This is a genomic window from Burkholderia sp. MSh2 (assembly GCF_000731655.1).
Lineage (GTDB): Bacteria > Pseudomonadota > Gammaproteobacteria > Burkholderiales > Burkholderiaceae > Burkholderia > Burkholderia paludis.
Window position 1 is genome coordinate 1 of record NZ_JPGM01000099.1, and the last position, 26,195, is coordinate 26,195.

Annotated in this window: 22 protein-coding genes; 12 read left to right on the top strand and 10 right to left on the bottom strand. The window is 68.1% G+C overall.

What is annotated here, in order from left to right; all coding sequences use genetic code 11:
• Positions 1 to 144 precede the first annotated feature (144 nt).
• Positions 145 to 315, bottom strand: a complete 171-nt coding sequence (locus GQ57_RS43485) for a hypothetical protein (protein ID WP_006489933.1) — start codon at positions 313 to 315, stop codon at positions 145 to 147.
• A gap of 150 nt (positions 316 to 465) precedes the next feature.
• Here GQ57_RS43485 and speG point away from each other — a divergent pair, with 150 nt between their 5' ends.
• The 3 genes from speG (at position 466) to GQ57_RS35950 (ending at position 2,602) form a co-directional block, all read left to right on the top strand.
• A complete protein-coding gene (gene speG, locus GQ57_RS35940) occupies positions 466 to 1,023 on the top strand; it encodes a spermidine N1-acetyltransferase (RefSeq protein WP_031401500.1) in 558 nt (185 codons plus the stop codon).
• A 490-nt stretch (positions 1,024 to 1,513) separates the two neighbouring features.
• Positions 1,514 to 1,861: a surface attachment protein Sap1 gene (sap1, locus tag GQ57_RS35945; RefSeq protein ID WP_031401499.1), complete on the top strand. Its 348-nt coding sequence runs from the start codon at positions 1,514 to 1,516 to the stop codon at positions 1,859 to 1,861.
• A gap of 186 nt (positions 1,862 to 2,047) precedes the next feature.
• Entirely contained in the window at positions 2,048 to 2,602 is a 555-nt protein-coding gene (locus GQ57_RS35950) for a YaeQ family protein (RefSeq protein WP_031401498.1), read from the top strand.
• Between the two features lie 21 nt (positions 2,603 to 2,623).
• Here GQ57_RS35950 and GQ57_RS35955 read toward each other — a convergent pair whose 3' ends face one another.
• Complete coding sequence (locus GQ57_RS35955) at positions 2,624 to 3,037, bottom strand: VOC family protein (RefSeq protein WP_031401497.1); 414 nt, start codon at positions 3,035 to 3,037, stop codon at positions 2,624 to 2,626.
• A gap of 431 nt (positions 3,038 to 3,468) precedes the next feature.
• On the opposite strand from GQ57_RS35955, the gene ada reads away from it, so the two are divergent.
• From ada to gshA, 3 genes are all read left to right on the top strand, one after another.
• Positions 3,469 to 4,560 carry a bifunctional DNA-binding transcriptional regulator/O6-methylguanine-DNA methyltransferase Ada gene (ada, locus tag GQ57_RS35960; RefSeq protein WP_031401496.1) on the top strand — a complete coding sequence of 364 codons (1,092 nt, stop codon included), beginning with the start codon at positions 3,469 to 3,471 and terminating at the stop codon, positions 4,558 to 4,560.
• 20 nt (positions 4,561 to 4,580) lie between these two features.
• A complete protein-coding gene (locus GQ57_RS35965) occupies positions 4,581 to 5,516 on the top strand; it encodes a DNA-3-methyladenine glycosylase family protein (protein WP_031401495.1) in 936 nt (311 codons plus the stop codon).
• Between the two features lie 433 nt (positions 5,517 to 5,949).
• Positions 5,950 to 7,563, top strand: coding sequence for a glutamate--cysteine ligase (gene gshA / locus GQ57_RS35970; RefSeq protein WP_034200386.1), 1,614 nt, complete (start codon positions 5,950 to 5,952; stop codon positions 7,561 to 7,563).
• A 93-nt stretch (positions 7,564 to 7,656) separates the two neighbouring features.
• Here the strand turns inward: gshA and GQ57_RS35975 are convergent, their stop codons facing one another.
• A complete protein-coding gene (locus GQ57_RS35975; RefSeq protein ID WP_034200387.1) occupies positions 7,657 to 7,968 on the bottom strand; it encodes a DUF4148 domain-containing protein in 312 nt (103 codons plus the stop codon).
• Between the two features lie 542 nt (positions 7,969 to 8,510).
• Here GQ57_RS35975 and GQ57_RS35980 point away from each other — a divergent pair.
• Positions 8,511 to 10,151 (top strand): L-lactate permease, encoded by a 1,641-nt coding sequence (locus GQ57_RS35980; protein WP_031401492.1) that lies wholly within the window; start codon positions 8,511 to 8,513, stop codon positions 10,149 to 10,151.
• 104 nt (positions 10,152 to 10,255) lie between these two features.
• Here GQ57_RS35980 and GQ57_RS35985 read toward each other — a convergent pair whose 3' ends face one another.
• Positions 10,256 to 11,164 carry a LysR family transcriptional regulator gene (locus tag GQ57_RS35985; protein WP_031401491.1) on the bottom strand — a complete coding sequence of 303 codons (909 nt, stop codon included), beginning with the start codon at positions 11,162 to 11,164 and terminating at the stop codon, positions 10,256 to 10,258.
• Between the two features lie 231 nt (positions 11,165 to 11,395).
• Between GQ57_RS35985 and GQ57_RS35990 the strand changes: the two genes are divergently transcribed.
• Together GQ57_RS35990 and GQ57_RS35995 are read left to right on the top strand one after the other, a co-directional pair.
• On the top strand, positions 11,396 to 13,567 hold the full coding sequence (locus GQ57_RS35990; protein WP_034200388.1) for a phosphocholine-specific phospholipase C: 2,172 nt from the start codon (positions 11,396 to 11,398) through the stop codon (positions 13,565 to 13,567).
• A gap of 221 nt (positions 13,568 to 13,788) precedes the next feature.
• Positions 13,789 to 14,514 carry a phosphonate utilization associated transcriptional regulator gene (locus GQ57_RS35995; RefSeq protein WP_031401489.1) on the top strand — a complete coding sequence of 242 codons (726 nt, stop codon included), beginning with the start codon at positions 13,789 to 13,791 and terminating at the stop codon, positions 14,512 to 14,514.
• A gap of 135 nt (positions 14,515 to 14,649) precedes the next feature.
• Here the strand turns inward: GQ57_RS35995 and GQ57_RS36000 are convergent, their stop codons facing one another.
• The 6 genes from GQ57_RS36000 to GQ57_RS36025 all read right to left on the bottom strand — a co-directional run bounded on the left by GQ57_RS36000 (position 14,650) and on the right by GQ57_RS36025 (position 21,727).
• Positions 14,650 to 14,922 carry a hypothetical protein gene (locus GQ57_RS36000; RefSeq protein WP_031401488.1) on the bottom strand — a complete coding sequence of 91 codons (273 nt, stop codon included), beginning with the start codon at positions 14,920 to 14,922 and terminating at the stop codon, positions 14,650 to 14,652.
• Positions 14,923 to 15,075: 153 nt separating this feature from the next.
• Entirely contained in the window at positions 15,076 to 16,464 is a 1,389-nt protein-coding gene (locus GQ57_RS36005; protein ID WP_034200389.1) for an FAD-dependent oxidoreductase, read from the bottom strand.
• A gap of 126 nt (positions 16,465 to 16,590) precedes the next feature.
• The gene (locus tag GQ57_RS36010; RefSeq protein ID WP_034200390.1) at positions 16,591 to 17,721 is read right to left on the bottom strand and encodes a 2-aminoethylphosphonate--pyruvate transaminase; all 1,131 of its coding nucleotides are present in this window, start codon (positions 17,719 to 17,721) and stop codon (positions 16,591 to 16,593) included.
• A 47-nt stretch (positions 17,722 to 17,768) separates the two neighbouring features.
• A complete protein-coding gene (locus GQ57_RS36015) occupies positions 17,769 to 19,496 on the bottom strand; it encodes a putative 2-aminoethylphosphonate ABC transporter permease subunit (protein ID WP_031401485.1) in 1,728 nt (575 codons plus the stop codon).
• Positions 19,493 to 20,584 (bottom strand): putative 2-aminoethylphosphonate ABC transporter ATP-binding protein, encoded by a 1,092-nt coding sequence (locus GQ57_RS36020; protein WP_034200402.1) that lies wholly within the window; start codon positions 20,582 to 20,584, stop codon positions 19,493 to 19,495. The genes GQ57_RS36015 and GQ57_RS36020 overlap by 4 nt, the downstream gene beginning before the upstream one ends.
• Before the next feature lie 87 nt (positions 20,585 to 20,671).
• Entirely contained in the window at positions 20,672 to 21,727 is a 1,056-nt protein-coding gene (locus GQ57_RS36025; RefSeq protein WP_031401483.1) for a putative 2-aminoethylphosphonate ABC transporter substrate-binding protein, read from the bottom strand.
• Between the two features lie 208 nt (positions 21,728 to 21,935).
• On the opposite strand from GQ57_RS36025, the gene phnA reads away from it, so the two are divergent.
• The 3 genes from phnA (at position 21,936) to GQ57_RS36040 (ending at position 26,151) form a co-directional block, all read left to right on the top strand.
• Positions 21,936 to 23,174 (top strand): phosphonoacetate hydrolase, encoded by a 1,239-nt coding sequence (phnA, locus tag GQ57_RS36030; protein WP_031401482.1) that lies wholly within the window; start codon positions 21,936 to 21,938, stop codon positions 23,172 to 23,174.
• 29 nt (positions 23,175 to 23,203) lie between these two features.
• Positions 23,204 to 24,658, top strand: a complete 1,455-nt coding sequence (phnY, locus tag GQ57_RS36035) for a phosphonoacetaldehyde dehydrogenase (protein ID WP_034200403.1) — start codon at positions 23,204 to 23,206, stop codon at positions 24,656 to 24,658.
• Between the two features lie 431 nt (positions 24,659 to 25,089).
• The gene (locus GQ57_RS36040) at positions 25,090 to 26,151 is read left to right on the top strand and encodes an asparaginase (protein WP_034200391.1); all 1,062 of its coding nucleotides are present in this window, start codon (positions 25,090 to 25,092) and stop codon (positions 26,149 to 26,151) included.
• Positions 26,152 to 26,195: the final 44 nt, after the last annotated feature.

The window sequence follows — 26,195 nt, forward strand, 5'->3', positions numbered from 1 at the left end:
GGCGGGCTGGTCGTTCACGGCGGCGTCTCGCGGGTTGGGCGGGAATCGGATCGAGGCGGAATTCGGGTGCGTAACGGCGCGCGATACGCGCTCACCGTCCGGGGCGGCCCGGACGGCGCGCCCTGCGGATGCACGGCAAGCGACTCAATGCCCGCGTCGCACGCGGCGCCACGGATGCTTCCAGTCGATGTGCGGTGCGTTTTCGTCGCGCGGGTGCTGACGCCGATGTTCCTGCCACAGTTCGTCGGAAAACAGCGCCGCCACGATCACGAGCGGCAGCACGAGGAAAATTCCGAGTATGACTTGCTCGATCACGATAGCCTCCCTGAGGTGGCAGGAACCCTTGCTCCCATTCTAGGCTCTGAACCTCGCCCGCGTTCAATTTCTTACAGTGCGGAACGGGCCCGGCGCGGCCATGCCGCACGGGCGTTTCGTGCGTGCGCGGGCCTCAAACAGGATACGAACATGCAACTCCAGAACGATAGCAACACGCTCGCGCTGCGGCCGCTGGAGCGCCAGGACCTGCGCTTCGTCCACGAGCTGAACAACGACGCGAAGATCATGCGCTACTGGTTCGAGGAGCCGTACGAAACCTTCTCGGAGCTGTCGCAACTGTACGACCGTCACGTGCACGACCAGCGCGAACGCCGGTTCGTCGCGGTCGATGCGCAGGGCGAACTGGTCGGCCTCGTCGAACTGATCGAGCTGGACTACATCCATCGCCGCGGCGAGTTCCAGATCATCATCGCGCCGCAATGCCAGGGCCGCGGCTATGCGGGCCAGGCGACGCGTCTCGCGATCGAGTACGCGTTCAAGGTGCTGAACATGCGCAAGCTGTACCTGATCGTCGATACGTCGAATGCGGCGGCGATTCATGTGTACGAAAAATGCGGATTCCAGCACGAGGCCGAATTGAAGGAAGAATTTTTCGGCAACGGCGCGTATCACAATGCTTATCGCATGTGCATCTTTCAGCGCGATTATTTCGAACGTCAGCAGTCCGGTGCGAATCGCGCCGGTTAAAGGGGCACGGGCTCGACATGCCGGCGGCGGAGCGTGCGCGGGCGCCGCACGCATGCGGGGAAATACGGATAAATACGGGCGCGCTTATACCTGGCATTTTTCTTGTTTCAGGTAAATGCGATTCCGCGTTGCGGTAAAGTCGAATCGTTTTGAATGACTTTATGTGCGATGCATCAAAAAGATCCGGATAGCGAAATGGATTATCCAAACCGTTCAACCGCCGCATTGTAAATTTGCTGAAAGTCTTGCCCGGCAATGCTTTCCGCCCGGCGGCGCGGGCCTGTCCGCCGCGCGGCGCGCGTCGCGCGGCCGGGGCGCGGTGCAAAAGGCGGGTGGTGTACGGGGTGCGACAATCCGCCGCTATTGCGGTCGCACAACAAATGTGCTTGCTATCGTTTGACGGTCTTCTAAAGTGAAAAACGCGGGTTGACGATCACCTTTAAACACATAGCTAACCCAAGCCTGGTGCCCGCAAGCCTGGAGACAGAACATGATGAAGCGTACCGGATTCCTTTTTGCCCTCGTCGGCGCATTTTGTGCGGTGTCGATTGCCCAGGCCGGCGGCGATGCAGCCGTCAAGCCGAAGCAGGAAATCCAGTTGACGAAGAACGCTTGGGGCTGCCTGTCGAAAGACAATCTGGACTCCGTACTGAGTCACGAGCGTGACGGCCAGTCGCAGGCGAAGCAGCAGTACTTCGACGACTACCGTTGCCTGTCGGTGCCGGAAGGCCAGCGGTTCCGCGTGGTGTCGGTCGACCAGGGCGACGTGCAGTTCGTCAGCGCCGACAACAGCGACCAGCAGGGCCTCTGGACCGATTCGCGCTTCGTCAAGCAATAACCGCCCCGTCGCCGCGCAGTCACACGACGCGCGAGCGCGCCGGCCCGATGCGCCGGCGGCCCGAACCGAGCCCGGCCCGGCGCATGCCGGGCCGTTGCGCTGTGGGGGCATGACACGCGCCGGAGGGCGCGCATTCGGTATCATCACGGCCCGACCGAACCGAATGCCCGCCCGGGCCGTATCCGCATGGCGCTGAAATCCACGATCTACAAAGCTGAACTGCAAATCGCCGACATGGATCGGCATTACTACGCCGATCACGCGCTGACGGTGGCGCGCCATCCGTCGGAGACCGACGACCGGATGATGGTGCGCATCGTCGCGTTCGCGCTGTTCGCGCACGAGCGGCTCGAATTCTGCAAGGGGTTGTCGGACGTCGACGAGCCCGATCTGTGGCAGAAGGACCTGACGGGCGCGATCGACGTGTGGATCGAGGCCGGCCAGCCCGACGAACGGCGCATCTCGAAGGCGGCCGGCCGCGCCGGACAGGTCACGGTGATCGCCTACGGCGGCAAGACCTCGGATATCTGGTGGCAGGGCGTGCGCAGCAAGGTCGAGCGGCTGCGCAACGTGCAGGTGCTGTCGCTGGCCGACGGCGTCGCGGCCGCGCTCGGACAGCTCGCGGAGCGCACGATGCGCCTGCAGTGCACGGTGCAGGACGGCGCGGCATGGATCTCGAGCGCCGACCACGATCCGGTTGCGGTCGAATGGACGGTGTTGAAGGCGCGCGCGGGCGCGTGACGACCCGCGCGCCGGCCGCACTCAGCCGATCGCGGCCGGCGGCCCCTTGAATTCGAGCATGTTGCCTTCCGGGTCGAACAGGTAGATCGACGGCCCGTAGCCGCCGGCGCCGTAGCGCTCCGCCGGGGCGCCCGGCTGCGCGCCGTGCGCGGCGAAATGCGCGATCAGCGCGTCGGGGTCGAACGGTTCGACGCGCAGGCACAGGTGATCGAGGTTGCGTCCCGCGCCGGGCGGGCCGCTGTCGGGACGGTCGATCGGGCCGCCGACCGACAGCAGGTCGATCAGCGCATCGCCGGCCCGCAACTGCACGAGGCCGAGATCGGGTTGCTCCTTTTCCACGTGGCAGCCGACGGCGTCGCAGTAAAAGCGCGTCATCGTCGCCATGTCGGTCACGCGCAGCACGATGTGATCGATCGCGCGGATGGTCGGTTTCATGGGCAGGCACTCCTTCGCAGTCGGCGAGCATCGAGTGTAGACGCATCGCGCCTGCACCGCTGGCCGGAACGCGGCACAATCGACGGACGAAAAAAAGCCCGTTCACGCAGTGCGGAACGGGCTTAATCCATATCAGGAGGAGACATGGAGGAGACAGTTCAAACTATACACACGGCGATGGTGCGACGCAATATTCCGAATGAAAAAAAACGTCAGGACGGCGATTTGTCGCATCCGCACTGCAGCAAAATGGTGACGAAACGATGACGGAAACCGCGTTGTCGCAGCTGTCGCGGGCGTTTTGACGGACTTATTTTCGATCGATGTGTCCCCGGTTCGCTGGAGCGAATCACAGAGCAAGATTCAGGGCGCGTCGGCAGGTGCCGATGTCTAGAGTAGGCGCCATCTACACTAGAGAGTGCGAGGTTCAGATGAAAACCGCCTATCCGACCGATGATGCCCGCTGGGGCGCCGTGACCGAGCGCGATCCGCATGCGGACGGCGCGTTCTTCTATGGCGTGCGCACGACCGGCGTGTTCTGTCGGCCGACCTGCGCATCGCGGCTGCCGCGTCGCGAAAACGTGTCGTTCTTCGCCGATCCGGCGGCGGCGCGCGCGGCCGGCTTTCGTCCCTGCAAGCGCTGCCAGCCGGAAGGGCTGCCGCGCGAGCTGGAAATCGTGAACCGCGCATGCGCGGTGCTCGACGCGCAAGCCGAGCGGCTCACGCTGGAGCAGTTGAGCGACGCGGTGCACGTGAGCCCGTTCCACCTGCAACGGATCTTCAAGCGCGTGGTCGGCGTGTCGCCGCGGCAGTACCAGGCCGCGCAGCGCGGCGCCGCGCTGCGCCAGGCGCTGCAGGACGGGCAGCCGGTCACGCAGGCGGCCGTCGACGCGGGCTTCAACTCGCCGTCGCGGCTCTATGCATCGGTGCCGCGCGAGCTCGGGATGACGCCGTCCGCGTTCCGCCGCCAGGGCGCCGGCCTACGGATCGATTATGCGAGCGCGTCGACGTCGCTCGGCACGGTGCTGGTCGCCGCAACCGGGCAGGGCATCTGCCGGATCGCGTTCGGCGACGATGCGGCGTCGCTCGTCGGCGAGCTGAAGGACGCGTTTGCACGCGCCGAGCTGGTCGAATCGCCGGCACGGCTTGCGCCGTTCGTCGCGCAGATCCGCGCGTACCTCGACGGCACGCGGCACGCGTTCGACCTGCCGCTCGACATCGCGCCGACCGCGTTCCAGCAGCGCGTATGGGAGGCGCTGACGCATATTCCCTACGGCGAAACGCGCAGCTACTCGGAGATTGCGGAGGCGCTGGGCGCGCCGCGCGCGGTACGCGCGGTCGCGTCCGCGTGTGCGTCGAATCCGGTCGCGCTCGCGATCCCGTGCCACCGTGTCGTGCAAAAGGGCGGCGCGCTTGCGGGGTATCGCTGGGGCGTGCGCCGCAAGGCGACGCTGCTCGCGTCGGAAGCGAGTCGCGCGCGTGACGACGAAGCCGAATCCGTTGCGGAGGGCAACGCAGTTTGAGCATCGCAAAAACAACGAGGATGCCCATCGCGGACGGCGGCCATGTGCCGCCGTCCGTGCAGATGGAGCTGCGCTTCAATGCGCCTTACGACTGGGCGCGCGTGCTGCGCTTCTTCAGCGGGCGCGCGATTCCCGGTGTCGAGCAGGTCGCGGGCGGCGTGTACCGCCGCATCGTCGACCTGCACGGCGATGCAGGCCGGCTCACGGTCGCGAAACATCCGCGCAAGCATTGCCTGGTCGCGACGGTCGAAGGGGCGGTGGTCCGCCACGTCGACGATGCGTTCACCCGACGTGTCGCGACGATGTTCGACCTCGGCGCCGATCCGGCCGCGATCGGCGGCGGGCTCGCGCGCGATCCGTGGTTCGCGCCGCTCGTCGAGGCCGCGCCGGGGTTGCGCGTGCCGGGCGCATGGTCGGGGTTCGAGCTGGCCGTGCGCGCGATCGTCGGCCAGCAGGTGAGCGTGAAGGCGGCGACGACGATCGTCGGCCGGCTCGTCGAGCGCGCCGGCGAGCGCGTCGTGCCGGTCGACGACGGTGCGCCCGCGTGGCGCTTCCCGACGCCCGATGCACTGGCCGGCTGCGATCTCGACAAGATCGGGATGCCCGGCAAGCGGGTGGCGGCATTGACGGGCGTGGCGCGCGCGGTGGCGGCCGGCGACGTGCCGGTCGATCGCGAGCATGCCGATCTCGCGGCGCTGCGCCGCGCGTGGCTCGAACTGCCCGGCATCGGCCCGTGGACCGTCGAGTACATCGCGATGCGCGCGTGGCGCGACCCGGACGCGTGGCCGGCCTCCGATCTCGTGCTGATGCAGTCGATCGCCGCGCGCGATCCGGCGCTCGACCGGCTCGCGAGCCAGAAGCGCCGTACCGAAGGCTGGCGGCCGTGGCGTGCGTACGCGGCGCTGCATTTGTGGAACGAAGTGGCCGACCGGGCAGGCGGCGCGCGCGGCGGGTGAACGCGCCGGCCCACGGCCGGGTGCCACCGGACGGGGCCGCGACGCAACCCGTTGCGCGGCCGTGCCGAAAGACGCCGGCAGCCCGCCGTTCCGGCGCCGTCGCGAATCCGGCGCCGGCCGGAGCCCGGGCGCGCGAGGTGCGCCCAACTCCCTGCTCCCGGCCGGTTCAGCGGCCGGGTTGCACCTGCCGCCCGCTGCCCGCGTATCGCGTTCCGTCGGACGAAAGTGCGTGACCGGCCGGGCCGGCCGGAACCCGCAACGCATGCGGCGACCCCGTGCCCGGCGGGCCGCCGCGGCCCGCGCACCGTGCCCGTGGCCACCTCAAGCGCGTGTTCCGGCGAGATGTTAAAGTGCCCGCTACCAACGAAGCGACCAACAATCCAGCCGGCCGCGCGCGGCGTTCTGCGCGCGGCCGTCACGCACTTGCGTCTCCATGTCGAACACCATGACTCACCGCCAGTCCGAACTGCTGCTGAATCGCCTCGACGCGCTGAGCTCGGGCCCGACGCGGCAGCATCTGCCCGACGGCCTGCGCGGCATCGAAAAGGAAAGCCTGCGCGTGACGCGCGACGGGATGATCGCGTTCACGCCGCATCCGCGTGCGCTCGGTTCTGCACTCACGCATCCGGCGCTCACGACCGATTACTCCGAGGCGCTGATCGAGCTGATCACGCCGGCGGAGCGCGACGCCGCGATCACGCTCGAGCGTCTCGACGATCTGCATCGCTACGTGTACGCGTCGCTCGGCGACGAGATGCTGTGGAACGACTCGATGCCGGGGCGGCTGCCGGCCGACGACCAGATTCCGATCGCCGACTACGGCACGTCGAACATCGGCCGTCTGAAGACGGTGTACCGGCGCGGCCTCGCGTATCGCTACGGCCGCACGATGCAGTGCATTGCCGGCATCCACTACAACTACTCGCTGCACGAGGAAGTGTGGCGGCGCCTGCATGCGGAAGAGGGCTCGACGGCCACGCTGGTCGATTACCAGTCGGAGCGCTATCTCGCGCAGATCCGCAACTTCCGCCGCCGCAGCTGGCTGCTGATGTACCTGTTCGGCGCGTCGCCCGCGCTCGACACGAAGTTCCTGCGCGGCAAGCCGCACAAGCTCGACACGTTCGACGCCGATACGCTGTACCTGCCGTATGCGACGAGCCTGCGGATGAGCGATCTCGGCTACTCGAACACGACCGCCCAGGCCGCGCTGCACGTCGACTACAACACGCTGCCCGGCTATCTCGATGCGCTGTCGAAGGCGGTGAGCGAGCCGTATCCGGCATACGAGGCGATCGGCACGCATCGCGACGGCGAGTGGATCCAGATCAACACGAACGTGCTGCAGATCGAGAACGAGTTCTACTCGACGATCCGGCCGAAGCGTGTCACGTACTCGGGCGAGCGGCCGCTGCATGCGCTCGCGTCGCGCGGCGTGCAGTACATCGAGGTGCGCTGCCTCGACATCGACCCGTTCGAGCCGACCGGCATCGCGCTGGAGACCGCGCGCTTCATCGACGCGTTCCTGCTCGCGTGCGCGCTCGACGAGAGCCCGGCGCTCGACTGCCCCGCGTACCAGGAAGCGAATGCGAACTTCGGCAGCGTGACGATGGAAGGCCGCAAGCCGGGGCTCATGCTGTCGCGCGACGGCGAGCCGGTTACGCTGCAAGCGTGGGCGGACGCGCTGCTGACCGATATCGAAACCGTCGGCCGCCGTCTCGACGAGATCCGCGGCGGCGACGAGCATGCGCGCGCGATCGCCGCGCAACGCGAGAAGCTCGCCGATCCGGCGCGCACGCCGTCCGCGCGCGTGCTGGGCGCGATGCGCGAGCACGGGGAGTCGTTCCTCACGTTCGCGCTGGCGCAGAGCGAGGCGCATGCCGAGCATTTCCGCGCACGTCCGCCGTCGGCGGACACGCTGCGCGCCGAGCAGGCGCTCGCCGCGAAATCGCTGGCCGAGCAGGCCGAGCTCGAAGCGAAGGAGGCGGGATCGTTCGACGCGTTCGTCGCGGCCTATCGCGCCTATACGCTGAACCGCTTCAGCGTCTGACGTTCGTGCACGCGGCCGCACGCGCGTCGGCGTGCGTGCGGCGTGCGCGCCGTTACGTGTTCGACCCGATGTTCGCCCCGGTTCGGCCGGTCGTCAGTGATGCGCGTACGTGCCGCGATCGATCGCGTGCGGCAGTGCCGGCCGTCCCGATTCCACGTTCGCCCGGCCGTCGCCGCCGTAGCCGGCCGCTTCGCCGCGTGCCTGCGCGGCATGCTGCATGATCGCCTGCAGGTTCTCCGGAAAGTCGGGACTGCTCGCGAGGCTCGTCCGGTAGCCGGCGGCCTGCAGTTCCACGAGTTCCTGCCGGACCTCGGCACGCGTCAGCGTCGACGCGCCCTGTGCGTGAGCCGCGAAGGCCGCGCCGATCAATGCGAACGCGCAGGCCGCCTGCTTCATCGTCTTCATCGTGTCCACTCCGTGAGGTTCCGGTGCCGTGCTGTGCCGTGGCGGCGCGGGCGGAACCGATGCAACCAGTCTAGGCTTCGGATGCCAAACGAAACATCCCGCGCACCGTCAGGCACCTTTACCGCACCTGCAACATTGCGCACGCGACGACGTCGCCGCATGCCGGTGAACCGTTCGCGACGGGCTGCCTGACGAGCCCGACAGCGACTCGCCCGCTACCGGTCATCGCACTGCGTCCGATCGGTATCGGGTCGCGGCGCATCGGGCTTGTCCTCCTTGTACAAGCGTCGCGCGCCACCTAACCTCATTTAAGCGACCGATCGGTTGGCCGTGCGACGTCGTTGCGTGCGCAAGCGCCGAGGCGCTCACCCGGGGCGAGCGCGCAGGGCTCGGAACCCGATGCGAGGCATGGGGGGCGGGTGAGTGCCGAAGTACCCCGTTCGGTCCGGCGCAAGCGCTGACGCCTGAACCCGGCCGACCGCGCAAGGCATGGGACCAGAGTAAGTGCTAAAGCACCAACTCTGGTCGACACTGGAGACACGATGAACGCCACCGACGCCTTACCACCCGGCATCGTCTTCGCGCAGCCGCTGACGCCCGTCGCCCACTCGCTGTTCCTGTCCTTCCTCGTCGCCGCGATCCCGATCGCGGTCGCGCTGGTCGCGCTGGGCGTACTGCGCCGCCCCGCGTGGCAGGCATCGCTCGCGGGGCTCGTCGCCGGCCTGGCGGTCGCGATCGGCGCGTGGGGCATGCCGGCCGCGCTCGCGTTCGACGCGGTCGGCGCAGGCATGGCGCTCGCGGTGGTACCCGTGATGTGGATCGTCTTCAACGCGCTGCTGCTGTACAACATCGCGGTGAAGTCGGGCCGCTTCGACCAGTTCCGGCAGTGGATGCTCGACAACCTGCCCGACGATCGCCGCCTCGTGCTGCTGGTCGTCGCGTTCTCGTTCGGCTGCCTGCTCGAAGGGATCTCGGGATTCGGCACGCCGGTCGCGATCACGAGCGCACTGCTGATCGCGCTCGGTTTCCCCGCGCTCGAAGCGCTCACCTATACGCTGCTGTTCAACACGGCGCCGGTCGCGTTCGGCGCGCTCGGCGTGCCGATCACCGTGCTCGGCGCGGTGACGTCGCTGCCGCCCGCGACCCTCGCGCAGATGGTGGGCCGCCAGTTGCCGTTCTTCGCGCTGCTGCTGCCGTTCTACGTGGTCGGCGCGTACGGCGGGCTGCGCTCGATCTCCAGGCTGTGGCCGGCGCTGCTCGTGTCGGGCGGCAGCTTCGCGATCGCGCAGTTCGTCACGTCGAACTTCCTCGGCTACCAGCTCACCGACGTGCTGTCGTCGCTCACGTCGCTGATCGTCACGATCGGCTTCCTGCAGATATGGAAGCCGCAGCCCGATCCGCAGTTCGCGCTCGCACGCAGCGTGCCCGCCGCGGCCGGCGCCGCGCGCGCGGGCTTCGGCGGCTGGCTGCCGTGGCTCGTCGTGTCGGTGATCGTGATCGTGTGGGTGCACGCGAACGTCGCGGCGATCGGCGACGTGAAGATCAAGTGGCCGGGCCTGCACAACGCGGTGTTCGTGTCGCTGTATCACAAGCCGTATGCGGCGATCTGGGACTTCCAGCCGCTCGGCACGGGCACCGCGATCCTGGTGTCGGCGATCGTCACGGCCGCGCTGACGCGCACCGGCGTCGGCGATTTCCTCGCCTGCGTGGCGAAGACCTGGCGGCAGACGTGGATCGCGATCGTCACGGTGATGATGATCGTCGGGCTCGCGTACCTGCTGAACTACTCGGGGATCAGCTACACGCTCGGCACGGGCGTCGCGTCGACGGGCGCGCTGTTCCCGCTGGTGTCCGCGTCGCTTGGCTGGATCGCCGTGTTCCTGTCCGGCAGCGACACGTCGGGCAACGCGCTGTTCGGCAACCTGCAGGTCGTCGCCGCGCGGCAGCTCGGCCTCGATCCGGTGCTGATGGCGGCGACCAATTCGTCCGGCGGCGTGATGGGCAAGATGATCTCGCCGCAGAACATCGCGACGGGGGTATCGACGACGGACCTGAAGGGGCAGGAGGGCGTCGTGTTTGCGCGCACGTTCTGGCACAGCGTGATCCTCACGCTGCTGCTCGGCGTGCTCGTGTTCCTGCAGCAGCACGTGCTGACGTGGATGATTCCGGTGCTGCCGAAGTGACACGACGCGGAAAGTGAAGGCACGAAAACGACGAGGGACGGCGCGGGAACACGCGCCGGAAAATGGCGGCAAGCGTGACGCGAATCCGGCAAACGCGCGGCGGCTCAGCGCGCGTTTGCCCGTCGCGTCGCGGGGCGAGCGTCGTCCGCTTCCCCGCCGGCCGGCAGGATGCACGCCAGGAACGCGTCGATCGCGGGGCTCTGGCGGCGCGCTTTCAGGTAGTACACGTATTCGTCGATCGTCGTGTCGACGCCGCGCAGCGCGATCACGCGCAGGTCGGGATGGCGCTCGGCCTCGCCGAGCGGAAACAGGCTGCCGCCGACGCCGTGCAGGATCGCCTCGCGGATCGCTTCGCGGCTGCCGATCTCGGCGCTCGATGCGGCCGCGATGCCGGCCGCGGCGAGGATCGTCTCCGTGCAGCGGCGGGTGACCGAGCCTTCCTCGCGAATCAGCAGCCGCACGTCGGCAAGCCGCGCCGGCTCGATCGCGTCGAAGCGTGCAAGCGGATGGGTGCGGTGCACGACGAGCACGAGCGGATCGGTCGAGATCACCTTGCGTTCGAGGCCTTCGGCATCGTTGCGCTGCGACGAGACGGCGAGGTCGATGCGGAATTCCTGCAGCGCCTGCAGGATCTCCTCGGAGTTGCCGATCCGGCACGTGAGCGCGATCGACGGATGCGCGTTCGAGAAGCGGCCGACCGCCTCCATGATGTAGTACGGCCCCGTTGCGCCGATCCGCAGGTGCCCCTCGAACAGGCCGCCGACGTTGCGCAGCATGATGTCGGCCTGCGCCTCGAGCGCGATCATCTTCTCGACGAGCGGCAGCAGCTCGATCCCCGTCTCGGTGACCTCGAGCTTGCGGCCGTTGCGGTAGAACAGCTCGACGCCGTACACCTGCTCGACTTGCCGGATCTGCGCGGCGATGGTCGGCTGGCTCACGCCCAGGTGGCGTGCGGCGCGCGTGATGCTGCCCTGCCGGACGGTCGCGTGGAACGCCTTCAGCTGATCGAACACGACTCGGCTTCTCCCCCTCTTGAGCGCGCGCCAGCGTAGCGCAGGCGTATGTCGGCCGCATGAAACGCCTGTCACCGGCCGTTTCGAAAAAAAACTGGGGGTCACCGCAAGAAACCTGCTGGAACCGGTCACGGCCGGGACATGCCGGTGCGGGGTAATAGTGCGTAATACACCAACCGCCGGCCCCGCTCGACCGGCACCCCGACTCCCACCGATAACAAGGTTTTTTTCATGTCCTCGAACAATCGACGCGATTTCCTGCGCCTCGCCGCGCAGTCGGCCGGCGCGATGGCCGCCTACGCGGGCTTCCCGCCCGCGATCCGCAATGCGCTGGCGATGCCGGCCGCCTATCGCACCGGTACGATCCGCGACGTCGAACACGTCGTGATCTTCATGCAGGAAAACCGTTCGTTCGACCATTACTTCGGCGGGCTGCGCGGCGTGCGCGGCTTCAACGACCCGCGCCCGCACCTGCTGCCGGGCGGCGCGCCCGTGTGGCAGCAGCCGCCGGCGTCGGTGTTCACGAAGAACTACCATTCGCGCGGCCTCGATCCGTCGGCGCCGTACGTGCTGCCGTTCTACCTCGATCCGAAGCAGACGACCGAGTTCCAGCCGGGCACCAACCACGGCTGGAGCAGCGGCCACCTGTCCTGGAACAACGGCCAGTGGGACCAGTGGGTGAACCAGAAGCAGGACGTGCTGACGATGGGCTACCTGAAGCGCCAGGATCTCACGTACCACTACGCATTGGCCGACGCGTTCACGATCTGCGATTCGTACTTCTGCTCCGCGCACGCCGACACGGCGCCGAACCGCATCTACCTGTGGACCGGCACGATCGACTCGCGCAACATCTACGGCACCCCGCCGAACGGCCCGGGCATCGGCGAGCGCGACAACGTGAACGGCTACACGTGGACCACCTACGCGGAGCGCCTCGAGAACGCGAAGATCAGCTGGAAGGTGTACCAGGGCGGCACCGGCATCCCGGGCGACCCGACCGACAACTACACCGACAACTCGCTGATGTTCTTCAAGAAGTTCCAGGTGCAGGAAGGCGCGAGCGGCCCGCTCGTCGACAAGGGCGCATCGAACCACACGCTCGCGGAACTCAAGGCCGACGTGCAGGCGAACCGGCTGCCGCAGGTGTCGTGGATCGTCGCGCCGTACAAGTACAGCGAGCATCCGCAAGCGTCGCCGACCGACGGCGCGTTCTACATCAACATGGTGCTCGAGGCGCTCACGTCGAACCCCGAGGTGTGGGCGAAGACGGTGTTCATCCTCAACTACGACGAGAACGACGGGCTGTTCGACCACGTCGTGCCGCCGGTGCCGCCGGTGACGAGCGGCGTGGGCGGCCAGGGCATCGTGTCGTCGAACCTGCTGTCGAACCTCGGCGACGAGCTGCTCGACCTGAACAAGTACCCGGGCGAGATGAGCCCGCTCGTACCGGGCGCCGACCCGGGCGGCATCCAGCCGATCGGCCTCGGGCCGCGCGTGCCGCTGATCATCATCTCGCCGTGGACGAAGGGCGGCTGGGTCTGTTCGGAGACGTTCGACCACACGTCGGTGCTGCGTTTCCTCGAAGCGCGCTTCGGCGTGAAGGAGCCGAACATCAGCGCGTGGCGCCGCTCGATCTGCGGCGATCTCACGTCCGCCTTCGACTTCTCCGCGCGGCCCGACGCGCGCCCGGTGAGCTTCACGGTGCCGCAGCACATTGCGACGGCCGGCCAGGCATACCAGGTGCCCGCGCAACAGTCGATGCCGGCGCAGGAAGCCGGTACGCGGCCCGCGCGCGCGCTGCCGTACGAGCTGTTCGTGCACGGCCGCGTGAGCGGGCGCGACGACACCGTGTCGCTCGACTTCGCCAACACCGGCGACGCGGGCGCGGCGTTCTACGTGTACGACCGCCGCAATCCGGCGACGCCGCCGCGCCGCTATGCGGTGTCCGCGCGCGACCGCTTCGTCGATACCTGGAGCACGTCGGCCGCGCGCGGCGATTACCATCTCGCGGCATACGGCCCGAACGGCTATCTGTGCGAGTTCCAGGGCAACACGCGGCTCGCGACGGACGGCCGCCACGCGAACCCCGAGGCGCGGATCGGCTACGACGTGTGCAACCGCCACGTGTACCTGCAACTGCGCAACAGCGGGCGCGCGACGTGCCGCGTGACGGTCGACAACGCGTACAGCCATGCGCATGCGCGGACCTACACGCTGGAGCCGGGCGAGCGCATCGAGGATCACTTCGCGCTGGCGTCGAGCCACGGCTGGTACGATCTGACGATCACCGCGACGACGCTGCGCGGCGGCGACGACAAGGTCGTGCGCCGCTTCGCGGGCCACGTCGAGACGGGCCGGCCGAGCCAGAGCGATCCGGGGCCGGTGAAGCAAACGGCCTGACGGCCGCCGCGCATCGCGGGCGGCGGGCAAATAACGCTCGCCGCGTGACGCATGACGCGCGACCGCCGCCTGCCGGGTGCAATCCCGTCGCATTCCGGCAGGTGGAATTGGTTTTTGGAAACTGAAAACTGTTGACAATGTGTCGGGTCGAGGGTATACAGGGATCATTCGCCGATCCGGCGCCCCCGATTTCCTACCGCAGCCTTGCTGCCCGCCCGACCATGACTGCCCCGAACGCGCTCAGCGCCATCGAACTCCTGCAAAGCCAGTCGCTCGCGATGATCGTCCAGGACATGCTCGAGCGCGCGATCGTCTCCGGCGAATACGCGCCCGGCGAGAAGCTCAACGAAGTCGAGATCGCCACCCGGCTGAACGTGTCGCGCGGCCCGGTGCGCGAAGCATTCCGCGCGCTCGAACAGGCCGGCCTGCTGCGCAACGAAAAGAACCGCGGCGTGACGGTGCGGGTCGTGCCGCTGCGCGAGGCGGAGGAAATCTACGAAGTGCGCGCGATGCTCGACGAGTCGGTCGCGCGCGCGCTCGCGAAGCGCATCTCGCCGGACACGCTGAAGGTGCTGAAGGGCATCATCCAGTCGATGAAGGACGCCGCGAAGACACACGACTTCACGCGCTATACGGAGCTGAACGTGCAGTTCCACGACGCGATGGTCGTCGGGGTCGGCAACACCCATCTCACCGACACCTACCGCCGGCTCGTGCGCCAGCTCGGGCTGCTGCGCCAGGCCGCGATCGAGGCCGAGGAGGATGCGATTGCCGTGTCCGCGGCCGAGCACGACAAGATCGTGCAGGCGCTCGCGGGCGGCGACGAGGAGCAGGCCGTCGCGCTGGTGCGCGAGCACGTCGCGCACGGTCTTGCGCGGATGCGCCGCACGCACGAGCAGGGGTTGCCGGCGGCGGGCAAGGCGGCGCGGGAGAAGGCCGGCGTGTGAGCGGGCGCGGTACGCGGCACCGCACATCGTGCGAAAACGCTGGACCGATCTGCCTTGTACGTTGCTCCGGCCAGGTTCAATGCCGTTTGAACCCGACGATGTCCGGAGCGGATGTGGCGATCGCCGGCGCGGAGGCTATTTGCCGCGTCGTTTATCGAAGAAGTCGTCCAGGATCCAGCCCGTGCCGGAGGTGCAGCGCACCTGGGTGTACGCGTAGATCTTCGCGACGCGATCCGCCAGCGGGATGCAGGATTCGCCTTTCCCGACCGTGAAGATCGGCGCGCTCCGGTCGTCATTCGGCTCGGCGAAGACAGGCATGTCCTGACGTGCCGTCCACGTTTCATCGGTGTATCTGGAGCACGCGCCGATCGTCACGGTGACCAGGGCCAATAGCAGCAAGCGCGTCATTTCTTCGGGTATCGACGGATTCCGATCAATCGCTTCGAATGGCGCAGACCGATCGTCAGATCCGCAGGGGGCAATGATACCCGCCGGGGAACTGCCATCCTCATCGCCCGATGTCCCGATGAGATAGCCGATCGCATCGCGCCCCACTCACCGTCACGCCTTGTCCGCCTTCCCCGCCGCGCTCGCGAACGTCGCGAGCCACTTGTCGACGGCCGATGGCGACCGGTTCTCGTCCTCCGCGCGCTCCTTGCGGCGAATGGCATTGCGCACGACGTGCGCGCCGACGTAGCGGAACGGTTCCGCCGGGAACCGGCCGAGCGGGCCGCGCACGATCGGGCTGCGCGTCCACGCATTGTCGAGGCCGAGCACGAGCGACGACAGGATCTGTCCGCCCATGTAGGTCGGCCCGACACCGTTGCCCGAATAGCCGAAGCCGTAGAACACGTTCGGCGCGCCGTCGAGGCGGCCGAAGAACGGGAAGCCGGTGACGGAGCGGTCCGACGGCCCGTTCCAGCTCGCGGTGACCGGCACGCCCGCGAGCGAGGGGAAGAACTCGCGCAGGCTTTGCGTGAGTTGCGCCTCGTACGGCGAGCGCCGGTCGAACACGGGTGCGATGCCGCTGCGCCACGAGAACGTGTTGCCGCCCTTGCCGAGCATCAGGCGGCCGTCGGCGGTGGTGCGGTAGTAGTAGACGAAGATGCGCGAATCGAGCACCGACACGCCGTCGACGAGCCCGGTTCGCGCGAGCAGCTCCGGGCATCGCTCGGTGATGACCATGTCGCTCGACACGACCGCGATCGTGCGTTCGAACTGCGGGAAGCGGCTCGCCATCCACGCGTTGATCGCGAACACGAGCGTGCCCGCGCTCACGCTGCCGGACGGCGTGCGCACGACGGCGGGCTGGCCCGGCGTGAAATCGAGCATCGGCGTGCGCTCGTAGATCCGGATGCCCATCGCGAGCGCGACGCGGCGCAGCCCGCGCACGAGCTTGCCGGGATGGACGGTCGCGGCGATCGGCGAGTACACGCCGTCGAGATTGCGCGCGGAACCCGAGCGGCGCGCGACCTCGGCGGCCGGCAGCGGCTCGTAGCTATGCATGCCGCACGCGGCGAGCGCGTCGAGCACCGGCGCGAGCGCGCCGACCTGCGCGCGCGACGTCGCGGTGTACAGCGTGCCGTCGAGCCGCAGCTCGGCGTCGATGTCGTGTGCGCGGCAGAAATCGGCGATGTGCTGCACGGCCGCTTCGGATGCCTTCACGAGCCGGATCGCCTCCGCTTCGCCGAACAGGCGCCGCAGCGTCAGGAATTTCGCGGACCACGTGAGCAGGCAGCCGCCGTTGCGGCCGCTCGCCCCGGCGCCGCACAGGTCGGCCTCGACGATCGCGATGTCGAGCGCCGGATTCTGCTGCTTCGCCTGGATCGCGGTCCAGAGCCCCGTGAAGCCGCCGCCGACGATGCAGACGTCGGCCTGCGTGGCGCCCTGAAGCGCGGGGGCGAGATCGCCGTCGTTGAACAGCGCTTGTTCGATCCAGAAGGGTCGCATCGAATGTGTCGTCAATAAGGGGCGGGGGCCGAGCCGGGCACGGCGGGAAAGCTGCCCGCCGCGCGGTGAGTTGCGGCGGTGCGGGCCGCGCGCGCAACCGCACGCGGCGGGGTGCATCGCATCGCGTCAGGCGGCCGCTTCGGCGGACACGCGGCGCACGCCCATCGCCCGCAGCGTGTCGGCGATCGCGGCGACGGCGCCCGGAATGCCGGCTTCGCCGAAGTGGCCGATGCAGCCGACCCGGAACGTCTCGACCTCGGTCAGCTTGCCCGGATACAGGATGTAGCCGCGCTGCTTGACCTCCTGATAAAACCGCTTGAAGTCGTAGTTCGGATCGTCCGGCGCATGGAACGTGACGATGATCGGCGCCTGGATCGCCGGATCGAGGAACGGCCGGAAGCCGAGCGCGAGCATGCCGTCGATCAACGCGCGATAGTTGCGCCGATAGCGGCCGCCGCGCGCGACGAGCCCGCCTTCGTCGACGTATTGCGCGACGGCCGCGTCGAGCGCCGCGACCACGTGCGTCGGCGGCGTGAAGCGCCATTGCGTCGTGCGCTGCATGTAGACCCACTGGTCGTACAGGTCCATCGCGAGCGAGTGGCTGTTGCCTTCGCAGCGTTCGAGCGCGCTGCGCCGCGCGATCACGAAGCCGAGCCCCGGCACGCCTTCGAGGCATTTGCCGGACGCGGCGATCACCGCGTCGAACGGCGTCGTGCGCGCATCGATGTCGATCGCGCCGAACGAGCTCATCGCGTCGACGATCAGCGCGCGCCCGTGCTTCGCGACGACCTGCGCGATGTCGTGCAGCGGGTTCAGCACGCCGGCGCCCGTCTCGCAGTGCACGAGCGCGACGTGCGTGATACCCGCATCCGCGGCGAGCGCGCGGTCGACGTCGGCCGGATCGACGCGGCGATCCTCGCGGTAGTCGATCGTCGTCAGCGTACGGCCGAGCACGCGGCAGATCTTCGCGATGCGCTGGCAGTACGCGCCGTTGTTCGGCACCAGCACGTGGCCGTCGCGCGGCACGAGCGTGCCGAGCGCCGCTTCGACCGAGAACGTGCCGCTGCCTTGCAGCGGCACGCATTCGTGCGTGCCTTCGCCGTGCACGATCTGCAGCAGGCGTTCGCGCAGCCGCGCGGTGATCGCGTTGAAATCGCCGTCCCACGACCCCCAGTCGCGCAGCATCGCGTCGCGCGTGCGCTCGGAGGTCGTCAGGGGGCCGGGGGTAAGCAGGACAGGCTGGGCGGCGGGCGTCATGGTGTCTCCTTGATGAAGTCGGGACGTCACGTGAATGCGGTGGAACATCAGTGTCGATGCGGGGTGCGCCAGGCCTGCGTGCGGCGCAGCAGGCGGTGCGAGATGCACGCGAACAGCACGCAGGCGCACGACGACGTCGCGAGCACGAGCGTCGCCATCGCGGCGGCCGGGCCCATCTGGCCCGCGTCGTCGAGGTTCAGGATCGCGACGGAGGCGGGCTGCGTGTCCGGCGAGTAGAGGAACGCGACGGCCGAGACCGTCGTCATTCCGTTGACGAACAGGTAGCGCGCGATCAGCAGGATCGCGGGCAGGCACACGGGGACGGTCACGCGCAGGAAGGTCCTGTAGAACGGCACCTTCAGCGATGCGGACACGGCCTCGAACTCGCTGTCGATCTGCCTGAGCGCGGTGACGGCGGTCAGGTGGCTCGACGCGTAGTAGTGCACCACCGTGACGATCGCGAGCAGCCACAGCGACCCGTACAGCCCGTTCAGCGGATTGCCTGGCGCGTTGAACAGGAAGATGTAGCTGATGCCGAGCACGAGCCCCGGCACGCCCATCGGCAGGATCGCGCACAGGCTGAGGAAGCCGCGCAGCCCGCGCGCGCCGCGGGTCTTCTCGATCAGATAGGCGCCGCCGAATACCACGATCGTGCCGCCGATCGCGACGGTCGCGGCCATCCGCAGGCTGTTCCGGTACGCGTCGAAAATGCCGGCCGCGATCAGTCCCATCCGGTAATGCTGCAGCCCGAGGCTCATCTGGTACGGCCAGAACTTCACGAACGACGCGAACACCGAGATGCCGACGACCGCGACGAAGAACGCGCAAACCAGCCCGCAGTAAGCGAGCATCGCGGCATCGAAGCCGCGCGACGGCTTCGGCTGATACGGCGTCGAGCGCGCGCCGAGCTGCGACTGCTGGCGGCGGCGGATGAAGAAGTCGACGCCGAACGCGACCAGCGCGGGGCACAGCAGCATCAGGCTCACGACCGCGCTGCGATTGAAATCCTGCAGGCCGATGATCAGCTTGTAGATGTCGGTCGACAGCACGTTGTACGAGCCGCCGATCACGACCGGCACGCCGAAGTCGTTGATGCACATCGTGAACGCCACCATCGTCGCGCTGATCAGTCCGTACTTGGCGCCGGGCAGCGTGATCGTGAAGAACCTGCGCAGGCGGCCCGTGCCCATCGCGTCGGCGGCCTCGTAGAGCCGGCCGTCGGCGAGCGACAGCGCTGTGACGAGGATCATCAGCACGTGCGGGAACGATGCGTACACCATGCTCAGCACGATGCCCGGCAGCCCGTAGATCGAATGGCCGTGCAGCAGCGGCTTCAGCAGCCCCGCGTTGCCGAACCAGTAGATGAACGACACCGCGGACAGCAGCGTCGGCGCGAGCAGCGGCAGCAGCGCGATCGTGCGTGCCGCGTTCTTCAGCGGCATGCACGAGCGCGTCAGCGCATACGCGAACGTGAACGCCATCGGCACGACGATCGACGTGACGAGCGCGCCGACCGTCAGCGAATGCAGCATCGAGCGCAGCACGCCGCTGTCCTCGAGATACGCGACGAAGTTGTGCGCGCCGACGAAACGCCCGTCCGCATCGACGAAGCACTTCTGCACGACGAGCGCGAGCGGCAGCAGCAGGAACAGCGACATCAGCGCGGCCATCGCGACGAGCGCGAGCTGCGCGACGCGATCGTGCCAGTGCGTGATCTGCCGCACGTCGGCGGGGGCGGAGGCGCCGCGGCGGCGCTCGGTCAGGACGGCGCTCATTGCAGTCGCTCCTTCGCGCACGGGAACACGCGGACATGCTCGCGATCGAGCGCGAGGTCGATGCGCGCGCCGGCCTGCACGCCGGTGCGGTCGACGTCGTGATACGACAGGTCGGCGACGATCTCCTGGCCGTCGAGCCCGTCGATCCGGAAGCTCACGCGGCAGAACGCGCCGAGGAATTCGAGTTTTTCGACGCGGCCGGCCAGCAGGTTGTCGGCGGTTTCGCCCGGCACGCGAATGCGCAGGTCCTCGGGCCGCACGTAGACCGAGACCGCCGCGCCCGGCGCGGGGCGTGCCGCGCCGTGGCGGCAGTCGAGGCCGACCGTGCCCGCGCGCAGCGTGCCGTCCCGCGCGACTTCGGCGGGAATCGTGTTGACGCGGCCGATGAAGTCCGCGACGAACGGCGAGGCGGGCTGCCGGTAGATCTCGAGCGGCGTGCCGATCTGCTCGATCACGCCGTGGTTCATCACGACGATGCGGTCGGCCATCGACAGCGCTTCCTCCTGGTCGTGCGTGACCATGATGGTCGTCACGCCGAGCCGCCGCTGCAGCGCGCGGATTTCCTGGCGCAGCCGCACGCGCACGCGCGCGTCGAGCGCCGACAGCGGTTCGTCGAGCAGCAGCAGGCCGGGCGACGTCGCGAGCGCGCGCGCCAGCGCGATGCGCTGCTGCTGGCCGCCGGACAGCTGGCCCGGATGCTTGCGATGGCTGTCGGGCAGGCCGACCAGCGCGAGCAGCGTGTGCACGCGCTCGTGGATCGCGTCGCGCTTCATCTTCCGGTTCACGAGCCCGTATGCGACGTTGTCGTATACGGTGAGGTTCGGGAACAGCGCGTACGACTGGAACACGATGCCGTAGTCGCGCAGTTGCGGCGGCAGCCGCGAGATGTCGCGGCCGTCCTGCATGATCCGGCCGGCGTTCTGCGTCTCGAGCCCCGCGATGATCCGCAGCAGCGTGGTTTTCCCGCAGCCGGACGGCCCGAGGAAACAGATCATCTCGCCCTTCATCACGCTCAGGTCGATGTCGGTCAGGACCTGCGTGTCGTTGTACCGCTTCTCGATGCGTTCTACGCTCAGATAAGGTGCCATGCGCGCCTCCATGGTGGGGCGGCCCGGGGGCCGGATTCGACGACGGGAAGGGTGGCGCGGGGCGCGGCCCCGCTGCCGGTCGCGGCGTTACTGCTGCGTTTTCGCGCCGTAGCGCTTCTGCCACGTATCGAGGATCGACTGGCGATTCTTCGCCGACCACACGAAGTCGTTCTTCACGAGCAGGTCCGCGTAGTTGTCGGGGATGCCGGCCAGCTTCCGTGCGACGCCCGGATACGCGACGATCGCCCACCAGCGCGCGGTGATCTGGTTCGCGTCCTTGCTGGCCATGAAGTCGGCGAGCTTCTTCGCGGCGTCGGGCTGCTTCGTCGTCTTCATGATCGCCGTGCCTTCCATGTCCCAGCCGAGCCCTTCCTTCGGGAACACGAGATCGATCGGCGCGCCCTGCGACTGCAGTTCGTGGCCGCGGAACTCGAACGAGATGCCGATCGGGAATTCGCCGGTGCCGGCGAGCGTGCACGGCTTCGAGCCCGAGTGCACGTACTGCGCGACGTTGCGGTCGAGCGCGTCCATGAATTTCCAGCCGCGATCGTCGCCGAAGGTCTGCAGCCAGGCGGTCACGTCGAGGTAGCCGGTGCCCGACGAAACCGGGCTCGGCATCACGATCGCGCCTTTATAGACGGGCTTCGTCAGGTCTTCCCACGACGTCGGCTTCGGGATGTTCTTCGCCTGCGCGGCGACGCGGTTGTAGCAGATCGTCGCGCCCCACACGTCCATGCCGACCCAGTGCGGCGGCGTGCTTGCGTCGCTGTACTTGCGCGTGAGCTGGTCGAAGCCCTTCGGCGTGTACGGCATCAGCATGCCCTGCAGGTCGAGCAGCGTGAGGCTCGACGCGGCGAGGCCGAGCACGACGTCCGCGCGCGGGTTGTTCTTTTCCGCGAGCAGCTTCGCTGTGACCGAGCCGGTCGAGTCGCGTACCCAGCGGATCTCGATATCGGGGTTCGCTTTCTCGAATGCGTCCTTGTAGGGCTTCATCGCCTCGTCTTCCAGCGCGGTGTAGACGAGCAGCGACGTCCTGGCGTGCGCCGCCTGCGCGGCGCCGAGCGCGACCGCGGCGGCCAGCGCGAGGCGGGCCGCGCCTGCCGCCCATGCATTCAAACGCGTGTTTACCGGCACTTCGTTCATCTTCAGACCCCTTGACTGTGGCGCCGCGGCACACGGCGGATGAGTGGAGACCAGCCCTCTTGATGCACTGTTGTTTTGCTTTCTGTTCTCTGCATGTTGTTGACAATCTACAAATCATCCATTTTAATGTCAAGCATGGAAAACACCTCCCTTCGGCGCGGCGCGAGCGCCGACGGCTCTACCCTTCGAACCGAAAGGAATGAACGTCATGACTGAAACGCCTGTATCCGTGGAAGTGAACGGCCGCCGCTACAACTGGATGAGCCGGCCCGTGGTGGTCGTCTGCGTCGACGGCTGCGCTTACGAATATCTGGAAGAAGCCGCCGAGGCCGGCGTCGCGCCGTTCCTGCGCACGCTGCTGAAGCCCGGCACGGCGCTCAAGGGCGAGTGCGTGGTGCCGAGCTTCACGAACCCGAACAACCTGTCGATCGTGACCGGCGTGCCGCCGGCCGTGCACGGGATCAGCGGCAACTACTTCTACGATCGCGACACCGGCGCCGAGGTGCTGATGAACGATCCGAAGTACCTGGTCGCGCCCACGGTGCTCGCGACCTTCGCCGAACAGGGCGCGCGCGTCGCGGTCGTCACCGCGAAGGACAAGCTGCGCCGCCTGCTCGGCAAGGGGCTGAAGGGCATCTGCTTCTCGTCGGAAAAGGCCGACGAGGCGAGCCTCGAGGAAAACGGCATCGACAACGTGCTCGAACTGGTCGGCAAGCCGGTGCCGAGCGTGTACAGCGCGGACCTGTCCGAGTTCGTGTTCGCGGCCGGCGTGCGCCTGCTCGAGACGCGCCCGATCGACCTGATGTACCTGTCGACCACCGACTACGTGCAGCACAAGTGCGCGCCCGGCACGCCCGGCGCGAACGCGTTCTACGCGATGATGGACGCGTACCTGAAGCGCCTCGACGAACTCGGCGCGATCGTCGCGATCACGGCCGACCACGGGATGAACGCGAAGCACGACGACGAGACCGGCGAGCCGAACGTGATCTACCTGCAGGAGCTGTTCGACGAGTGGCTCGGCCACGACGCCGCGCGCGTGATCCTGCCGATCACCGATCCATATGTCGTGCACCACGGCGCGCTCGGCTCGTTCGCGACCGTCTACGTGCCGGCGTCGGCCGATGCCGACGCGCTGCGTGCGCGCCTCGCCGCGGTGGACGGCATCGAGGTCGTGCTGACGGGCGCCGAAGGCTGCGCGCGTTTCGAGCTGCCGCCCGCGCGGATGGGCGACCTGATCGTGATCTCGAAGCAGGACGTCGTGCTCGGCACGCGCCGCATCAAGCACGACCTGTCGGGTCTCGACGTGCCGTTGCGCTCGCACGGCGGCATCTCCGAGCAGATCGTGCCGCTGATCTTCAGCAAGCCGGTCGCGACCGACGTCGCGGGCCGCGCGCGGCTGCGCAACTTCGACATCATCGACATCGCGCTCAACCATCTGCAGTGATGCGCACGCATCCGCAAGGGGACACACTCATGAACGCCATTGCAGCATCGACGGACGCCCGCGAGATTCGTCGCGAAGCACTGCGAATCGACGGCGAGCGGATTCATCGGGACGCGGTGATCGACGTGCGCAACCCGTACGACGGCACGCTGGTCGGCACCGTGCCGAAGGCGACGCTGGACGACGTGCGGCGCGCGTTCGCGGTTGCGCGCGCCTACCGGCCGACGCTCACCCGACACGATCGCGCGGCGATCCTGCGCCGCGCGGCCGACATCGTGCGTGCGCGCACCGCCGAGATCGCGGCGGTGATCACGGCCGAGGCCGGCCTGTGCATCAAGGATTCGACCTACGAAGCGGGCCGCGTTGCCGACGTGCTGACGTTCGGCGCCGGCGAAGTGCTGAAGGACGACGGGCAGATCTTCTCGTGCGACCTGACGCCGCATGGCAAGAAGCGCTGCGTGTACACGCAGCGCGACCCGCTGCTCGGCGTGATTTCCGCGATCACGCCGTTCAACCATCCGATGAACCAGGTCGCGCACAAGATCGTGCCGTCGGTGGCGACCAACAACCGGATCGTCGTGAAGCCGTCGGAGAAGGTGCCGCTGTCGTGCTACCTGTTCGCGGACATCCTGTACGAAGCGGGCCTGCCGCCGCAGATGCTGCAGGTCGTCACCGGCGATCCGAAGGAGATCGCCGACGAGCTGATCACGAACCCGGCGATCGATCTCATCACGTTCACGGGCGGCGTTTCGATCGGCAAGTCGATCGCGTCGCGGATGGGCTACCGGCGAGCGGTGCTCGAACTCGGCGGCAACGATCCGATCATCGTGATGGAAGATGCCGACCTCGACGAAGCGAGCACGCTCGCGGTGTCGGGCTCGTACAAGAACTCGGGGCAGCGCTGCACCGCGATCAAGCGGATGCTCGTGCACGAGGCGGTGGCCGATCGCTTCACGGCGCTCGTGGTCGAGAAGACGCGCGCGTGGTCGTACGGCAATCCGGCCGATCCGTCGGTGGACATGGGCACGGTGATCGACGAGGCGGCCGCGAAGTTCTGCGAGCAGCAGGTGAACGACGCGATCGCGCGCGGCGCGCGGCTGCTGGCCGGCAACGTGCGCGACGGCGCGCTGTACGCGCCGACGGTGATCGACCGCGTGACGCCCGACATGCCGGTCGTGAAGTACGAGACCTTCGGCCCGGTATCGCCGATCATGCGCTTTCGCGACATCGACGAAGCGATCCGGATGTCGAACAGCACCGACTATGCGTTGTCGTCGTCGGTCTGCACGAACCGCTTCGACCACATCACGCGCTTCATCACCGAGCTGGAAGTCGGCAGCGTGAACGTGCGCGAGGTGCCGGGCTACCGGCTCGAACTGACGCCGTTCGGCGGCGTGAAGGATTCGGGGCTCGGCTACAAGGAAGGCGTGCAGGAAGCGATGAAGAGCTACACGAACGTGAAGACGTATTCGCTGCCGTGGTGAGCGCGGCAGGCAGGGGGCGTATCGCACCTTCCTGCCGTCGCCCGCATTCCGGATGGACGCCGAGCGTGAGCGTCGCCGAGCGGCCGGGTGCTCGCGTCGCGTCGATCGGAGGTGCGCTCGCTGAGTGCCGGCTGTCGAACAGGTTCTTCGCGTCGAGCGGGACGTCCACCGTCTTGCATCGAAGATGCACGGATGCAAATGCGTGTCATTTTTATCCGCGGCTGCAATTTCCCGAATTGATGTCGAACAGGCAAAGGACCGGGTGGATTCGCCCCGTTCGGTCGGTCTTTCGTGACGCGACCCCTGGCTTTGCGTGGCGTGCAACACCGATTTCCATGGCGCGGCCGGCGCGCGGCGGCGATGACTCGATACACTGCCGTACCGGCAGGGAGGCCCCGGCAATCCGGCCCCGAGCAAGGAGACAAGACACGATGGACACCCCACGCGCAGCGGTCGTCACGTACCGCGGCAATGCGATCGAGAACACCCACGTCGCCCATGTGGCGGTGGTGGACGCACGCGGCAGGCTGCTGGCCCGGTACGGCGATCCGTTCCGGATGACGCTCGCGCGGTCGGCGGCGAAGCCGGCCCAGGCGCTGTCGGTGATCGAGACCGGCGCGCCGGAGCGCTTCGGTTTCGACGATGCGGACATCGCGCTGATGTGCGCGTCGCACAGCAGCGAGGACCGGCATATCGCGCGCACGCGCGCGATGCTCGAAAAAGTCGCCGCGCACGAATCGGATTTGCGTTGCGGCGGCCATCCGCCGTTGTCCGACGCGGTGTACCGGTCGTGGATCAAGCGCGACTACACGCCGACCGGCGTGTGCAGCAACTGCTCGGGCAAGCACGTCGGCATGCTGGCCGGCGCGCGGGCGATCGGCGCGGCGATGGCGGACTACCATCTGCCCGACCATCCGATGCAGGTGCGCGTGAAGCGGGTGGTGGCCGATGCATGCGGGCTGCGCGACGACGAGGTGGGCTGGGCGATCGACGGGTGCAACCTGCCGACGCCGGCTTTCGCGCTGGATCGTCTCGCGCGGCTGTACGCGTCGCTGGCCGACGGCGCGGACCAGGTGGAAGCGGGCGGCGCGACCGGCGATCGCGTCCGCGCGCTGGCGCGCATCCATCGTGCGATGACCGCGTATCCGGAGCTGGTGGCCGGCGACGGGCGCTATTGCACGGTGCTGATGAACGCGTTCGGCGGCCAGGTGGTCGGCAAGCTGGGCGCCGATGCGTGCTACGGGATCGGCGTGCGCGCGTCTGAGCGCACGCGGCAGCTCGGCGCCGACGGCGCGCTCGGCATCTCGGTCAAGATCGAGGACGGCAATCTCGACGTGCTGTACATGGTCGTCTGCGAACTCCTCGCGCGGCTGGGGATCGGCACCGACGCGCAGCGCGCGCAACTGGCCGGCTTCCACCGGCCGAGGATGCTCAACACGCAGGGCGTGGAGATCGGGCACGTCACGTTCCCGTTCGAATTGCAGGCCGCCTGACCCGCGCGGATGCGCCGCCGCCGGCTCGCTCCGGGCCGCGCGCG

Bases quoted from the DNA above. Each gene is read 5' to 3' on its own strand.
- GQ57_RS35990 (WP_034200388.1), top strand. From the start codon at position 11,396: ATGTCCTCGAACAATCGACGCGATTTCCTGCGCCTCGCCGCGCAGTCG.
- phnY (WP_034200403.1), top strand. From the start codon at position 23,204: ATGAACGCCATTGCAGCATCGACGGACGCCCGCGAGATTCGTCGCGAA.
- GQ57_RS35950 (WP_031401498.1), top strand. From the start codon at position 2,048: ATGGCGCTGAAATCCACGATCTACAAAGCTGAACTGCAAATCGCCGAC.
- speG (WP_031401500.1), top strand. From the start codon at position 466: ATGCAACTCCAGAACGATAGCAACACGCTCGCGCTGCGGCCGCTGGAG.
- GQ57_RS35995 (WP_031401489.1), top strand. From the start codon at position 13,789: ATGACTGCCCCGAACGCGCTCAGCGCCATCGAACTCCTGCAAAGCCAG.
- GQ57_RS35965 (WP_031401495.1), top strand. From the start codon at position 4,581: ATGCCCATCGCGGACGGCGGCCATGTGCCGCCGTCCGTGCAGATGGAG.
- GQ57_RS36000 (WP_031401488.1), bottom strand. From the start codon at position 14,922: ATGACGCGCTTGCTGCTATTGGCCCTGGTCACCGTGACGATCGGCGCG.
- GQ57_RS36005 (WP_034200389.1), bottom strand. From the start codon at position 16,464: ATGCGACCCTTCTGGATCGAACAAGCGCTGTTCAACGACGGCGATCTC.
- phnA (WP_031401482.1), top strand. From the start codon at position 21,936: ATGACTGAAACGCCTGTATCCGTGGAAGTGAACGGCCGCCGCTACAAC.
- GQ57_RS36015 (WP_031401485.1), bottom strand. From the start codon at position 19,496: ATGAGCGCCGTCCTGACCGAGCGCCGCCGCGGCGCCTCCGCCCCCGCC.
- GQ57_RS35980 (WP_031401492.1), top strand. From the start codon at position 8,511: ATGAACGCCACCGACGCCTTACCACCCGGCATCGTCTTCGCGCAGCCG.
- GQ57_RS36010 (WP_034200390.1), bottom strand. From the start codon at position 17,721: ATGACGCCCGCCGCCCAGCCTGTCCTGCTTACCCCCGGCCCCCTGACG.
- GQ57_RS35975 (WP_034200387.1), bottom strand. From the start codon at position 7,968: ATGAAGACGATGAAGCAGGCGGCCTGCGCGTTCGCATTGATCGGCGCG.
- GQ57_RS36025 (WP_031401483.1), bottom strand. From the start codon at position 21,727: ATGAACGAAGTGCCGGTAAACACGCGTTTGAATGCATGGGCGGCAGGC.
- gshA (WP_034200386.1), top strand. From the start codon at position 5,950: ATGTCGAACACCATGACTCACCGCCAGTCCGAACTGCTGCTGAATCGC.
- GQ57_RS36040 (WP_034200391.1), top strand. From the start codon at position 25,090: ATGGACACCCCACGCGCAGCGGTCGTCACGTACCGCGGCAATGCGATC.
- GQ57_RS36020 (WP_034200402.1), bottom strand. From the start codon at position 20,584: ATGGCACCTTATCTGAGCGTAGAACGCATCGAGAAGCGGTACAACGAC.
- GQ57_RS35955 (WP_031401497.1), bottom strand. From the start codon at position 3,037: ATGAAACCGACCATCCGCGCGATCGATCACATCGTGCTGCGCGTGACC.
- ada (WP_031401496.1), top strand. From the start codon at position 3,469: ATGAAAACCGCCTATCCGACCGATGATGCCCGCTGGGGCGCCGTGACC.
- sap1 (WP_031401499.1), top strand. From the start codon at position 1,514: ATGATGAAGCGTACCGGATTCCTTTTTGCCCTCGTCGGCGCATTTTGT.